The sequence below is a fragment of the Desulfovibrio sp. JC010 genome, assembly GCF_010470675.1.
GTDB lineage: Bacteria > Desulfobacterota > Desulfovibrionia > Desulfovibrionales > Desulfovibrionaceae > Maridesulfovibrio.
This window is the reverse complement of record NZ_VOIQ01000001.1, coordinates 253,616-265,414: the sequence shown is the minus strand read 5'-3', so window position 1 is coordinate 265,414 and position 11,799 is coordinate 253,616. Positions and strand designations below refer to the sequence as shown.

General features: G+C 48.9%; 13 protein-coding genes and 1 pseudogene. 11 read left to right on the top strand and 3 right to left on the bottom strand.

What is annotated here, in order from left to right:
* Positions 1–36 precede the first annotated feature (36 nt).
* The 9 genes and pseudogenes from FMR86_RS01265 to FMR86_RS01225 all read left to right on the top strand — a co-directional run bounded on the left by FMR86_RS01265 (position 37) and on the right by FMR86_RS01225 (position 8,673).
* A complete protein-coding gene (locus tag FMR86_RS01265) occupies positions 37–657 on the top strand; it encodes a flavodoxin family protein (protein WP_163349256.1) in 621 nt (206 codons plus the stop codon).
* Between the two features lie 274 nt (positions 658–931).
* Positions 932–2,950 carry a methyl-accepting chemotaxis protein gene (locus FMR86_RS01260; protein WP_163349255.1) on the top strand — a complete coding sequence of 673 codons (2,019 nt, stop codon included), beginning with the start codon at positions 932–934 and terminating at the stop codon, positions 2,948–2,950.
* Between the two features lie 190 nt (positions 2,951–3,140).
* Positions 3,141–3,449 (top strand): annotated as a pseudogene (locus FMR86_RS01255) (Spx/MgsR family RNA polymerase-binding regulatory protein); the annotation flags it as partial.
* Positions 3,450–3,610: 161 nt separating this feature from the next.
* Positions 3,611–4,084: a methylglyoxal synthase gene (locus tag FMR86_RS01250; RefSeq protein ID WP_163349253.1), complete on the top strand. Its 474-nt coding sequence runs from the start codon at positions 3,611–3,613 to the stop codon at positions 4,082–4,084.
* A gap of 71 nt (positions 4,085–4,155) precedes the next feature.
* Positions 4,156–4,431 (top strand): hypothetical protein, encoded by a 276-nt coding sequence (locus FMR86_RS01245; protein WP_163349252.1) that lies wholly within the window; start codon positions 4,156–4,158, stop codon positions 4,429–4,431.
* A 131-nt stretch (positions 4,432–4,562) separates the two neighbouring features.
* Positions 4,563–5,435, top strand: coding sequence for a hypothetical protein (locus FMR86_RS01240; protein ID WP_163349251.1), 873 nt, complete (start codon positions 4,563–4,565; stop codon positions 5,433–5,435).
* 204 nt (positions 5,436–5,639) lie between these two features.
* Positions 5,640–6,362 carry a thioredoxin-dependent peroxiredoxin gene (gene prxU / locus FMR86_RS01235; RefSeq protein WP_163349250.1) on the top strand — a complete coding sequence of 241 codons (723 nt, stop codon included), beginning with the start codon at positions 5,640–5,642 and terminating at the stop codon, positions 6,360–6,362.
* 190 nt (positions 6,363–6,552) lie between these two features.
* Positions 6,553–7,743 (top strand): putative sulfate/molybdate transporter, encoded by a 1,191-nt coding sequence (locus FMR86_RS01230; protein ID WP_163349249.1) that lies wholly within the window; start codon positions 6,553–6,555, stop codon positions 7,741–7,743.
* Between the two features lie 78 nt (positions 7,744–7,821).
* On the top strand, positions 7,822–8,673 hold the full coding sequence (locus tag FMR86_RS01225) for a uridine kinase (RefSeq protein ID WP_163349248.1): 852 nt from the start codon (positions 7,822–7,824) through the stop codon (positions 8,671–8,673).
* A 42-nt stretch (positions 8,674–8,715) separates the two neighbouring features.
* Here the strand turns inward: FMR86_RS01225 and FMR86_RS01220 are convergent, their stop codons facing one another.
* Positions 8,716–8,922, bottom strand: a complete 207-nt coding sequence (locus FMR86_RS01220; RefSeq protein WP_163349247.1) for a hypothetical protein — start codon at positions 8,920–8,922, stop codon at positions 8,716–8,718.
* 96 nt (positions 8,923–9,018) lie between these two features.
* Between FMR86_RS01220 and FMR86_RS01215 the strand changes: the two genes are divergently transcribed.
* The gene (locus FMR86_RS01215; protein ID WP_163349246.1) at positions 9,019–9,366 is read left to right on the top strand and encodes a helix-turn-helix transcriptional regulator; all 348 of its coding nucleotides are present in this window, start codon (positions 9,019–9,021) and stop codon (positions 9,364–9,366) included.
* A gap of 54 nt (positions 9,367–9,420) precedes the next feature.
* Here the strand turns inward: FMR86_RS01215 and FMR86_RS01210 are convergent, their stop codons facing one another.
* Positions 9,421–10,197, bottom strand: coding sequence for a hypothetical protein (locus FMR86_RS01210; protein ID WP_163349245.1), 777 nt, complete (start codon positions 10,195–10,197; stop codon positions 9,421–9,423).
* Between the two features lie 177 nt (positions 10,198–10,374).
* Between FMR86_RS01210 and FMR86_RS01205 the strand changes: the two genes are divergently transcribed.
* Positions 10,375–11,091: a bifunctional 2-polyprenyl-6-hydroxyphenol methylase/3-demethylubiquinol 3-O-methyltransferase UbiG gene (locus FMR86_RS01205; RefSeq protein WP_163349244.1), complete on the top strand. Its 717-nt coding sequence runs from the start codon at positions 10,375–10,377 to the stop codon at positions 11,089–11,091.
* A gap of 4 nt (positions 11,092–11,095) precedes the next feature.
* On the opposite strand, the gene FMR86_RS01200 is transcribed toward FMR86_RS01205, so the two are convergent.
* Entirely contained in the window at positions 11,096–11,776 is a 681-nt protein-coding gene (locus tag FMR86_RS01200) for a transporter substrate-binding domain-containing protein (protein WP_163349243.1), read from the bottom strand.
* Positions 11,777–11,799: the final 23 nt, after the last annotated feature.

Genomic DNA, 11,799 nt, shown 5'->3' with positions numbered 1-11,799 from the left:
TTCAATAATTCGAGATTATATTTAAGGGAGAGACAGATGAAAGTAATCGCAATCAACGGCAGTCCGCGCAAGGGCGGCAATACCGAAACCATGTTGAAAAAGGTTCTGGAACCGCTTGAAGCGGCTGGCTGGGAAACTGAACTTTACCAGCTTGGCGGCAAGAAAATCCGCGGCTGCATGGCCTGTATGAAGTGTTGGGAGAACAAGGATAACAAATGTGTCGTGGATAACGACAAGTTCAATGAAGTCTATGAAAAGATGGTCGAAGCTGATGCCATCGTCATCGGGTCGCCCACCTATTTCACTGATGTGACTGCCGAGATCAAGGCCCTGATTGACCGTTCCGGTTTTGTGGCCCTTGCCAATGACCGCCAGTTCGCGGGCAAGATCGGCGGGGCTGTTGTGGCGGTCCGTCGTGGCGGTGCAACCCATGTTTTCGATACCATCAACCACCTGTTCCAGATCAACGGTATGATTATACCCGGAGCCACTTATTGGAACATGGGCTACGGCCTGAATAAAGGTGAGGTTGCCGAGGATGCCGAAGGTATGGCCAATATGCTCAACCTCGGGCAGTCCATTGACTGGCTCGGCAAGGCCATTAAGCCGCACATGGACAGCTTCCCCAAGGTGGGAGACCAGTACGGGGAAGGTTAGTCTTTCTGTTTGTTGTATATGAATTGTACGGGGCCGATTGGGAAATCAATCGGCCCTTTTCTTATGCAGTGTTATTTTAAATGAGTTAAAAGTTTAAGTGTAAGTATGTAACCCTTGTGAACAGTACGTTTCCAGCCTTTATTACAATTATTGTCCAAAAAAAGTATGTTTTTCCTTCCAAAAATAGTTCAACTTAATGTAGTGTAGAAATTCCAAAGTCACATTCAGCTGTAAGTGGAAGCTGGTTCGACAAAATAGTCTTTTGGGGGATGAAATGAAATTATCGGCTAAATTGATGCTCGGTTTTGGTTCTGTTCTTGGGCTGCTGCTGGTTCTGGCAGTAATTTCTTTCTGGGCTCTGGAGAATTCCAGTGAGGGTTTCACCCAGTATCGCGGGTTGGCACGAGATACAAACTTGAGTGGGCGATTGCAGGCCAATATGCTCATGGTACGTATGAATGTTAAGGATTTCATCATAACTGGCAGTGATCTCGATCTTAAGCAATATGACGATTATTATACAAAAATGCGTGAATTTCTGGATGAAGCTATTTCTGAAATTCAAAAACCGGAACGGGCCAGCCTGATCGCGGAAGTTGATAAGGAAGTCAGAGATTACGGGGAATATTTTGAAAAGGTTAAAAAGTTTCGGGTAGAGCGGAATCATTATGTAAATGATATCCTCAATATAGCCGGTCCGCAGATGGAAAAGAAACTGACCCGCATTCTGGAAACCGCAGAGCGGGACAATGATATGGATGCGGCGGTCAAGAGCGGACACGCCATGCGCAATCTGCTGCTGGCCCGTCTTTATGTGGTTAAATTTCTTGATGATAACGCTCAATCCTCCGTGGACAGGGTTGGAGCTGAAATGGCAGCATTTGATGAGTTGCTCAATGAGTTGGACCGTAGTCTGCAAAATCCTGAAAGACGTCGTCTGCTGACTGAAATTGTTGATTTGAAAGAAAAATATGTGGCCGCATTCGACGGTGTGGCAAAGGTCATTTTTACCCGTAACGATATCATCTCCAACCATCTGGATAAGATCGGTCCTGAAATCGCCAAGGATGTTGAGGACGTCAAACTTTCAGTCATGGCAGATCAGGATGTACTGGGACCGAAGCTTCAGGCAGCCAACAATCAGGCCATCATGATGGCGGTAATTATCAGTTTGATTGCTCTTGGCGTAGGCGTTGCAACCGCAGGATTCATTATCAGGACTGTTAACAGGCAGCTCGGCAGTGATCCTGCTGAAATTGCGAATGTCGCTCAGCGTATAGCAGGCGGCGACCTTGATCTGAAGTTCGTGGAACCGGCAATCGGTGTCTACGGCAACATGCGTGATATGGCTGCGCAGCTGACTCAGGTTGTTTCGGATGTGCGTTCCGGAGCAGGTAATGTGGCTTCCGGCAGTACCGAGCTTTCCGCTTCTGCTGAGGGTCTTTCGCAAGGTGCAACAGAACAGGCCGCCTCCATTGAAGAAGTCTCCGCATCCATTGAGGAAATGGCCAGCAACATTAAGCAAAACACCCTTAACGCCCAGACCACCGAGGAAATTGCCCTTAAATCTTCATCCGATGCTCAGGAGAGCGGTTCGGCTGTATCTGAAGCAGTGACAGCCATGAAGAATATAGCGGAAAAGATTTCCATTATTGAGGAAATTGCCCGCCAGACCAACCTGTTGGCCCTGAATGCGGCAATTGAAGCTGCCCGTGCCGGGGAACACGGCAAAGGGTTTGCCGTTGTTGCCGCTGAGGTCCGCAAGCTGGCCGAGCGTAGCGGTAATGCCGCCGGGGAAATCAGCGAACTTTCTTCCTCCACGGTAACTGTGGCTGAAAAGGCCGGAGATATGCTTGATAACCTCGTTCCCAATATCCAGAAAACTGCGGAGCTGGTGCAGGAAATCTCCTCGGCAAGTGCAGAGCAGAATTCCGGTGCGGAACAGATCAGCAAGGCTATTGCTCAGCTTGATTCGGTGATTCAGCAGAATGCCTCCGCTTCCGAGGAAATGGCCTCTACCAGTGAGGAGCTTTCCTCCCAGAGTGCCATGCTTGAGAATACCATGGCCTTCTTCAAGGTCAGCGGTTACGGCGGTGGGTCTTATTCCCGGCCCAAAGCCCTGCCCGTGAGTGCCCCAAGGCAGGAAGCCCCGGTTAGCGCAGCTCCTGCAATTGCCCCGCAACCAACTCCTAAATCGGCTCCGCAGCCTGCTCCGGCCAAGTCTGAACCTTCCGATTTTGGCGGACTTTCGCTGGATATGGAAGCCGACGACAGCGATTTTGAAAAGTTCTAAAACTGTAATTCCGTAGTAATATTGTGCAGGTCTCCATGATTGTCCATGGAGACCTGTTTTTTGTCTATAATTGTGGCTGTTTTCTATCTGTGTTACTGATGGGTTTGGTGGTAAGAGTTGACTGTAAACATCAGACGGAGATGAAATAACCATGATTTTAGTGCATTATCCCAGTTGAACAACTTCCCGTAAAGCCAAGGCTTGGCTTGAAGAAAAGGGCTTTGATTTCACCATACGCCATATTGTCAAAGAAACCCCGACCAAGGATGAATTTCTCAGCTGGCAGAAAATTGCAGGGGTGGACAAAAAGAAATTCGTGAACACCAACGGCAAGAAATATAAGGAAATGGGACTTAAGGATACAATTGATTCCATGTCCGATGCTGAACTGTTCGAATTGATTTCCGCTGACGGTATGCTTTGTAAGCGGCCTGTTCTTGTTACCGATGATTTTGTGCTTATCGGGTTCAAACTCAAGGAATGGGAAGAGCGGTTTTAGCTTGTTTTTACAGTTGCGTTTTTTCGGGGCTGCTGATGTTTTCAGCAGCTTTTATTTTGACATCGTTCTTTTCTTCCTCTCAACACAGCGTAAGTGACATTCATAATCCTGCATGGCATAGTGCCCCGAGAAACTCCCCAAAACCTATGAGGACGATAGCCATGAGCTTAGTGAAAAATATAGCCGTAGTTGCCCATGATAACTGCAAAAATGAACTGCTTGATTTTGTGGATTGCAACCATAATATCCTTTCCCGGCATAATCTGGTAGCCACCGGGACCACCGGGGGGCTGGTGGAGAAAATGATCAGGGAACGTGCGGCCCAGAAGAAAGACGAGGGTTATGATTTCAAGCCGGTTAACAGGATGAAGTCCGGTCCTCTGGGCGGTGACCAGCAGCTTGGGGCCATGATTTCTGAAGGCAAAATCGATGTATTGATCTTTTTCTGGGACCCCATGCAGCCGCAGCCTCATGATGTTGACGTCAAAGCATTGCTTCGTCTGGCTGTGCTGTACAATATCCCTACTGCCAGTAACCGTTCCACCGCTGAGTTCCTGATTTCCTCGCCGTTTTTCGAAGGTGAATTCCAGCGCAAGGAAACTGATTTTACAGATTACACCCAGCGCAAGCTGTAGGCGGTTGTGCGCTGTCCTCATTTGATTTATGACCACCTGAAAATTTAAATGAGATCAAGTGTGAGGTGTATATGAGCAAGACTGTTGTGAAGAAGGTTACTTATAAGAAGCATGACATCCGCTACTATGTGGTTGGCAATGTTGCCTATGTCTGCCCGGAAGATCTGGTGCCGGTCATGGCCCTTGATTCCAAGAAAATTGATATCAGCGGCGAGAAGGCTCTGGATAAGGTCGAGGCAGGACGTAAGATTTTCCCTTACTTTGAGTTTTTTGACTGGTTTTCGGAGCAGTTTGATCAGTATGACTACTCAGATGATGTGATTTTGCCTGACCCCATGCCTTGGTAGAAGAAAATTTAATATTTAGATTTGTAAAGCTGCTCTGTTTTGAGCAGCTTTTTTTGTGCTTTGTATTGCAATACTTCCATAAAAGGTATCTACTATAAGATAAGTAATTAAATTTTAAGGTGGGTACTTTCATGAAGAAAGTGATCGTCTGTACCGTTCTGCTACTGGTTTTTGGGGCCGGGTTTTCCCATGCAAAAGTAACCGTATTTACCTACCGCGTGCCGGAAAGCCCGACCGACAAGCGTTATGATTATGATAACGCTGTATTGAAGCTGGCCCTTGAAAAAACCAAAGAGACATGGGGCGGCTATAGACTGGTACCAAGTCCGGTGATGAATTTTTCCCGCAGCATCACTGTATTGAAAGAAGGAAAGTTGAAAAATCCCATGTTCAAGCTTTCCGCTTCTGAAAAGCATTGCAACCAGTTGGCATACGCAGCATTTCCCATTGATCTCGGTATAGTCGGCTACAGACAGTTTTTTGTTTCTGAAAGGTTGAATGCGGAACTCAGTAAAGTGGACTCACTCAAGCAATTGAAGAAGTACAGCATCGGGCAGGGATTCGGTTGGCTGGATAGTGAAATTCTGGAGGCTGCTGAATTCAATGTATTAGTGGTTCCGAAATATGAGAGTCTTTTTTCAATGGTCGTTAAGGGAAGGTTTGATCTTTTTCCGCGTGGTGTGAATGAAGTGGAGGAAGAATATAAATCCCATCAGGATTTGAGAGGGCTTCGTTTGAATCGAGAGGTGGGGATATATTATCCGCTTCCGCGTTTTTTCTTTACGAATAAAAGAAGCAAGCTGGCAGCCCGCAGGGTCTATGAGGGATTGGTGCTGGCTTATGAGGATGGTTCACTTTTGCGTTTATGGAAAGAAAAGTACAAATCCAGCCTCAAGTTTGCGGACTTTAAAAATGTTAAATTTTTTCATATTGAAAATCCTTTTATAAAAAAGATTGATGATAACTACCTGAAATATATTTTGAACGTAAATTCCGCTGACTAGGTTGATTTTTTTGGGGAGGTAAGAGAAAAAACTTGACATAAAATAATAAAGATTACTATTATGATTTATCCCAAGTCAGCACAATTAATTTATCTGTTCTGAATATTTCTATGTTCTTTTGTATCAGGTTTTTTAATGAAAACACTTTCTGGCAATAGAAAGGGCTGATATAAGGGTTGATATTAAGAATGGAGGAAAACAATTATGAGTAATTCACAAGCAGGCTGCTCAAAACCTGTGGGCGTTCAGCCCGAGGAAACGCAGCCGGAAGTAGGAAGTGTCGCCTCCGAAACTTCTAAGGGAGCAGGAACCATGATTAAAGCTGGACAAAAAGCCCCTGATTTTACTGCCATGGCATATCAGGATGGCGGATTTAAGGAAGTTAAACTCTCAGATTACGCAGGCAAGTGGGTAGTGCTTTGTTTCTATCCCGGTGATTTCACCTTTGTCTGAGCAACCGAAATTTCGGCGGTCGCCGAAAAACATGCTGAATTCGAAGCTCTCGGTGTTCAGGTTCTTTCCATGAGTACTGACAGTGTCTTTGTCCACAAAATGTGGGAACAGACCGAACTTTCCAAGATGATCACCGCGGGTAAGGTGCCCTTCCCAATGCTTTCCGATGGCGGTGGTAAAGTCGGTGAAATGTATGGCGTTTACGATGAAAACGCGGGCGTTGACATCCGTGGCCGCTTTCTCATTGATCCGGACGGAGTGATTGTCGGTTACGAAGTGCTGACTCCGCCTGTGGGGCGTAATGTTTCTGAAACCCTGCGCCAGATTCAGGCATACCAGCACGTCAGGGAAACCGGTGCTGCCGAGGTCTGCCCCTCCGGCTGGAAGCCCGGCAAGGCCATTCTGAGCCCCGGCCCGGACCTTGTGGGTAAGGTTTGGGAAGCATGGAAAGTTTCCATGGCCTTTGATGATTAGCGATACAGTTTATTTGATTGTACTGCTCCCGGTCGGCGTAATGTCGGCCGGGAGTTTTTTATATTGAGCAGTCTGATGTTTCCGATGGTGTAAAAACAATATTATATCCGCTCTGTCAGCTTTAAAAAAAGATGTGAATTAATTGCATAATGCAGTAATAGTTAATCAGCCGACATAAAGAGGAGTTGCAGTGCGAATCAGTTTCAACAGGATGGAGTGGGCCGGAGCGGTGGGGGATCTGGGAGCCTTGCTGCCCCTTGCCTTTGCCATGATCATGGTCAACGGGCTTTCCGCAACCGGATTGTTCCTAACCGTGGGCTTGTTCTACATCATAGGGGGCATGTACTACCGGGTGCCTATTGCGGTGCAGCCCATGAAGGTGGTCTCCGCCTATGCCATTGCCCAGTCGCTCAGCCCTGCGGTTATCACCGGGGCCGGATATATTATTGCCGCATTCATGTTTTTTCTCGGTGCAAGCGGTCTGGTAAAACAGGCTGCCCGGCTGATTCCCCTGCCGGTGATTCGCGGAGTACAGGTTTCCACCGGGATGCTCCTGCTGCTTAAGGGCGTGTTTCTGGCCGCCGGAATCAGCGGTTTGCAGGAAGTTTTGGGCAAGGTTGAGCCGTTCTTGAGCTTTCAATCACTGGGCCCGCTGCCGCTCAGTGCTGTTTTCGGCGTCATCTTCGGTGTTGTTACCCTGAAGCTGATCAATAACAAGCGCGTGCCTGCCGGGCTGGTGGTCGTGGGCTGCGGTGCTGTGCTGGGGGGATTGCTCGGGGCATGGCAGGGGTTGGCTGATCTCAGTTTCGGTTTCCATTTGCCGCAGTTCATGCCTTTCGGATTTCCCACTGCGGATGAATTTTCTTTTGCCCTGCTGGCCCTTGTGCTGCCTCAGATTCCCATGACACTGGGTAATGCGGTCATCGCCAACCGTGATTTGAGTTATGAATATTTCGGTAATGAAGGGCGCAGGGTAACTGACCGGGCCTTGTGTATGAGCATGGGCATTGCCAACGGTTTTGCCGCGCTGGTGGGCGGTATGCCTGTCTGCCACGGGGCGGGGGGGCTGGCTGCCCATTACCGTTTCGGGGCACGGACGAATGGTTCCAACCTGATTATCGGGGCCTTATTCGTGTTGCTGGCAATCGGGTTCGGAGCACAGTCAGTTAAAGTCCTGCAGCTTATTCCCATGGGCGTGCTCGGAGTCCTGCTTGTTTTTGCCGGGCTGCAACTTGTTCTGGCTGCCCGTGATATGACCGCAAGGCCTGAGCAGGCGGTCATCGGGCTTATGCTGGTGCTCACGCTTGCGACCAATCTCGCCTGGGCTTTCGGGGCCGGGATTTTGCTGAGCATGGTTTTAGCAAAATTTAAGGTGTCATAATAGCTGTGAATAGTTTATGATAACACAACTCCATTTAAATTCGGGGTTGCCAATACTGATAATAAAACGGAGGGTTTTATGGGTAAGTTGATCAAAGAAGAAGGTGAAAAGGGCCGTTTGCATATAGAAACCAAGCTGCTGGGAGAATCCCTTGTGGGCAAGGACTGCCTGCGTAACACCGAGGCAGATAAGTATTTCCATATGCAGCCGGATGTTAACGTGCTCAAGATCGGTGGACAGTCCATCATGGACCGTGGTGCCAATGCTCTGCTGCCTATTCTTGATGAACTGGTCAAGGCCAAGGAAGAGCATAAAATCCTGCTCATGACCGGAGGCGGAACCCGTGCGCGCCACGTCTACAATATCGGTGTTGATCTCGGCATGCCCACCGGTGTGCTTTCCAAGCTCGGCGATAAGGTTTCATGGCAGAATGCGGAAATGCTTTCCGTGCTGCTGGCCAAGCGCGGCGGAGTAAAAATCGGTCACGGTGACCATCTGGAGCAGCTTAATATGTATTGCCAGCTCGGTTACCTGCCCATCACCACCGGTATTCCGCCTTACGGATTTTTCGAACATCCGGCGGAAGTGGGGTCCATCCCGCCGCACCGTACTGATTCCGGTGCTTTCCTGCTGGCGGAGAACATCGGTGCCAAGTCCGTAATTTATCTGAAAGATGAAAAGGGGCTTTATGAAGATGATCCCAAGAAAGCCAAGGATCGTGAGACTCTCAAGTTCTATGATCGCATCCACGTGGACGAGTTGATCGATATGGATCTTGACGATCTCATCGTAGAACGGGCCGTGCTGACCTTCCTCAAGAATGCCAAGACCCTCAAGCAGTTCCAGATTATCGATGTGCTGCGTGATCCGGAATGCGTACATGCCGCATTGCGCGGAGAACATGTCGGGACTATTGTTTATAAGGATTAAATAAAAAACGGGGAGCAGTTTTAGTTACTGCTCCCCGTTCTCTTAGCCCTGCTTTCCTTCAGCATTCTTGCCGTCCCGTTCCAGATAAACAATCTCTGCTCCGGTGATTTTGGCGAGCTGATTGAGTTCGCACTTACGAATGCGCTTCACCTTCATGGTCAGGCCTTCGCCCTGCACTGCAACTACGCGGTAGCGAGGCTTCTTGGCCCCTTCATTTGCCCTTACTCTTTCCCTTACGAAAATTTTCATAAAGCCTCCTCTTGGTTTTGTTGTGCCTTTATGGATATTCGTCTATACTAGATATATATCCTCTAAGAACATATAGTCAAGAAGAACAGGTGAAAAATGTCGAAAAAAGCAGGCGGGGGCAAGCCCCAGCGGTATGTTCAGCCATCGCTGCTGATGGCCTTAATGTCAGGATCTTCGTATGGTTATGAACTGATTCAAACCATCAGCGGGTATGGTTTTCTGCGCGGTGAGGCCCCTCCGGGAATGATCTACCGCCATCTGCGTCAGATGGATGAGGAAGGGCTGGTGGAATCCAAATGGGATGCCGAGGGTGACGGCCCGGCAAAGCGGGTTTATTCCATCACCCCGGAAGGTCAGGAGATTCTTGAAGCGTGGATAATCCACATGGAGCGTCAGCGGGATGCGCTGGAGAGTTTTATCAACCGTTATAGGGGAGAAAACTAATAGGGATTCCAAAGGGGATTATCCCCTTTGGCCGCCGGAGGCGAAATCCGGTTATCAATGGCGCGATAGCGCATCAAAATCAGCTCCGCAGGACCCTCGGAGAGTCGCCGAAGGCAGGCCTTTTTTGCGCTTGCCGTGGGCCGGTTCCCAGATACCGTAATCCACGCGTTTTACCTGCAGCACCGGACGTCCTCCCCAGAGCGAGGGTCTGATCCATATGGCATTGCGGATTTCATCGCCGGGCAGGGGGACCAGCGGGTCACGGTCTGTGGAGATGACGTCGATTCCGGCTTCATGCAGATCTTGAACGTGCAGTTCCCGGCCCAGTTCGCGCAGTCGTCCGTATTCAATGAACCGCCCGCACCAGCCGTACTTGGTAAGCCCCACGGCTGCGGTGGCCCCGATGATACCGTCATTGGTGCCGCCCAGCCCGTACAGCTCGATAGACCGGGCCGCGTGCATGGCGTCTTTCTGGGTCTGCCTTAGTCCGGTTACGGTTTTGGAGAATTCGAGGATTTCGTTGTTTACTTTGGATTCGCGGGCAATGCACAAGCCCGGATCGCTGCCGGGAGCACTGTGTTTATGCAGATGTGCGGTGGCCTGTTCGCGCAGGTAATCCAGATTGCTGTCCGGGGAAATTTCAATAATGGCGCAGGCCGAGCTGTTGTTGGAGGTGTACGGAATGTTATCCAGCCGGGGCAGCTGGTGGCGGACCACGCCGATCACATGGCAGTCGTTGTCCAGCCCGTATACAAATTCACGGACCAGCCGTCCGGTACCCATGGTGGCGTTCTTGTCGTCAGTATCGTCAAATCCCATATAAATGCGCATTCCGCTTCTCCTTCTTGAGTGGAAGCCACACCTCACATAATACACCTCTATAAGTCAACAACTCCGGCTCTGCTGCTGAAACGGCACAAAGCCTGACCGTTCTGGATTTTTGTCTGCAAATGGGGCAGGATTTAAGCAATATCTTCTGGATGCAACCATGTTTCTGCAGTGGGTTCGATGATGGACAAGTTAAAAATAATTTTACGCCGGAATGTTTCGAAGCTTTATCATGCCATTTCCAGAGGTTGGAAAAGAAAACGATTCATACGTTTTCTTGAATTGGTGAATCCCCGACCGGGCGGGACTGTGCTGGACCTTGGCGGAGGACGCGGTTCATTCTTTTACGATAATCTTGATCTGGTGCAGAAACGCAATTTGCGGGTGGTTGTTGCAGATATTTCCGCGCAGGATTTGCTGGTAGCAAAGAGCAGGGGATTTGAAACTTTTACTCTGAATGACGGCGGTCTTGGAGCTCTGGAGGACGGGCAGTTTGAGACCGTCTTCTGCAACAGTGTTATTGAACATGTGAACCTGCCCAAGGATCAGGTCTGGGATTACAGGGCTGATGATTTTTATGCCAAGGCATTTGCGGTGCAGAGAGTTTTTGCGGCCGATATAGAACGGGTGGCCCGGAAGTATTTCGTGCAGACCCCGTGCGTTCATTTTCCGCTGGAATCCCATTCCTGGCTGCCTGCGTTTTATGCCTACCCGAAATCAAGGGCAATGCATGTGGCCCGGCTGGAGAAAATATCAAGATATTGGATCAAGTCGACGTCACCGGATTTTAATCTGTTGAATGAAAAACAGATGCGGGAATTGTTTCCTCATGCAGATGAGGTGGTCAGTAACAGGGTGCTGGGGTTTCCCAAGGAATTGATAGCGTATCGCGGTTGAAAAATCAGTTCTGCTTTTTTAGGAAATTATTGACCATTTTTCGTACTTCGCCGGACTCAACCATCTTTTTCATGGCAGCTTCAAGTTCAGGAATCCGGTCAGCCAGCGGAGATTTTTTGGAAACCGCAAAGTAAACCGAAAGCGGCAGGGAATACTTATATTCAGCCTTTTCGATTCTCCCCTGATATCCGTGTTTGTTCACCAGATAATCACCTGTATCTTCGCTTATGATAACAGTATCAATCCGGTTATAAAGCAGTTTTTTGAAGCAGGTTTCTTCATTTTGTGCAGGGTCTTTTTGCAGCTGTGTGTCGTTGTCAAATTTTGGAAAATAGCTGTTTCCAAGCGTGGTCCCGATCTTCATTCCAACGAGGTCGGAGTAGGATTTGATTGTGCCGGAATTGCCATGTCTTACATAAAAAGCCTTTATGTCTTTATTGCTGTATGGAGGGTCAAGGTAGATCAGGTATTCCGAGCGTTCCTTGGTTTTTAATAGGCCTGCCATGATGTCGGCAGTTCCCCTTTCCAGCATGAGCAGGCACCTGCTCCAGGGTCGCAGAACGTATTCCGCTTTGAGCCCTAATTGTTTCAGCAGATGGTCGGTCAGTTCTATGTGTATGCCTGATATATCGGTGTCATTTTCAGCCAGCCGCCATGGCGGGTAGTGGTCGGTGGGGACAATCACTCTCTGTGCTTGAGAGGCGGCAG

Coding starts and splice junctions, on each gene's coding strand:
- FMR86_RS01210 (WP_163349245.1), bottom strand. CDS start 10,197: ATGCGCATTTATATGGGATTTGACGATACTGACGACAAGAACGCCACC.
- FMR86_RS01215 (WP_163349246.1), top strand. CDS start 9,019: ATGTCGAAAAAAGCAGGCGGGGGCAAGCCCCAGCGGTATGTTCAGCCA.
- FMR86_RS01220 (WP_163349247.1), bottom strand. CDS start 8,922: ATGAAAATTTTCGTAAGGGAAAGAGTAAGGGCAAATGAAGGGGCCAAG.
- FMR86_RS01265 (WP_163349256.1), top strand. CDS start 37: ATGAAAGTAATCGCAATCAACGGCAGTCCGCGCAAGGGCGGCAATACC.
- FMR86_RS01250 (WP_163349253.1), top strand. CDS start 3,611: ATGAGCTTAGTGAAAAATATAGCCGTAGTTGCCCATGATAACTGCAAA.
- FMR86_RS01205 (WP_163349244.1), top strand. CDS start 10,375: ATGATGGACAAGTTAAAAATAATTTTACGCCGGAATGTTTCGAAGCTT.
- FMR86_RS01240 (WP_163349251.1), top strand. CDS start 4,563: ATGAAGAAAGTGATCGTCTGTACCGTTCTGCTACTGGTTTTTGGGGCC.
- FMR86_RS01225 (WP_163349248.1), top strand. CDS start 7,822: ATGGGTAAGTTGATCAAAGAAGAAGGTGAAAAGGGCCGTTTGCATATA.
- FMR86_RS01260 (WP_163349255.1), top strand. CDS start 932: ATGAAATTATCGGCTAAATTGATGCTCGGTTTTGGTTCTGTTCTTGGG.
- FMR86_RS01245 (WP_163349252.1), top strand. CDS start 4,156: ATGAGCAAGACTGTTGTGAAGAAGGTTACTTATAAGAAGCATGACATC.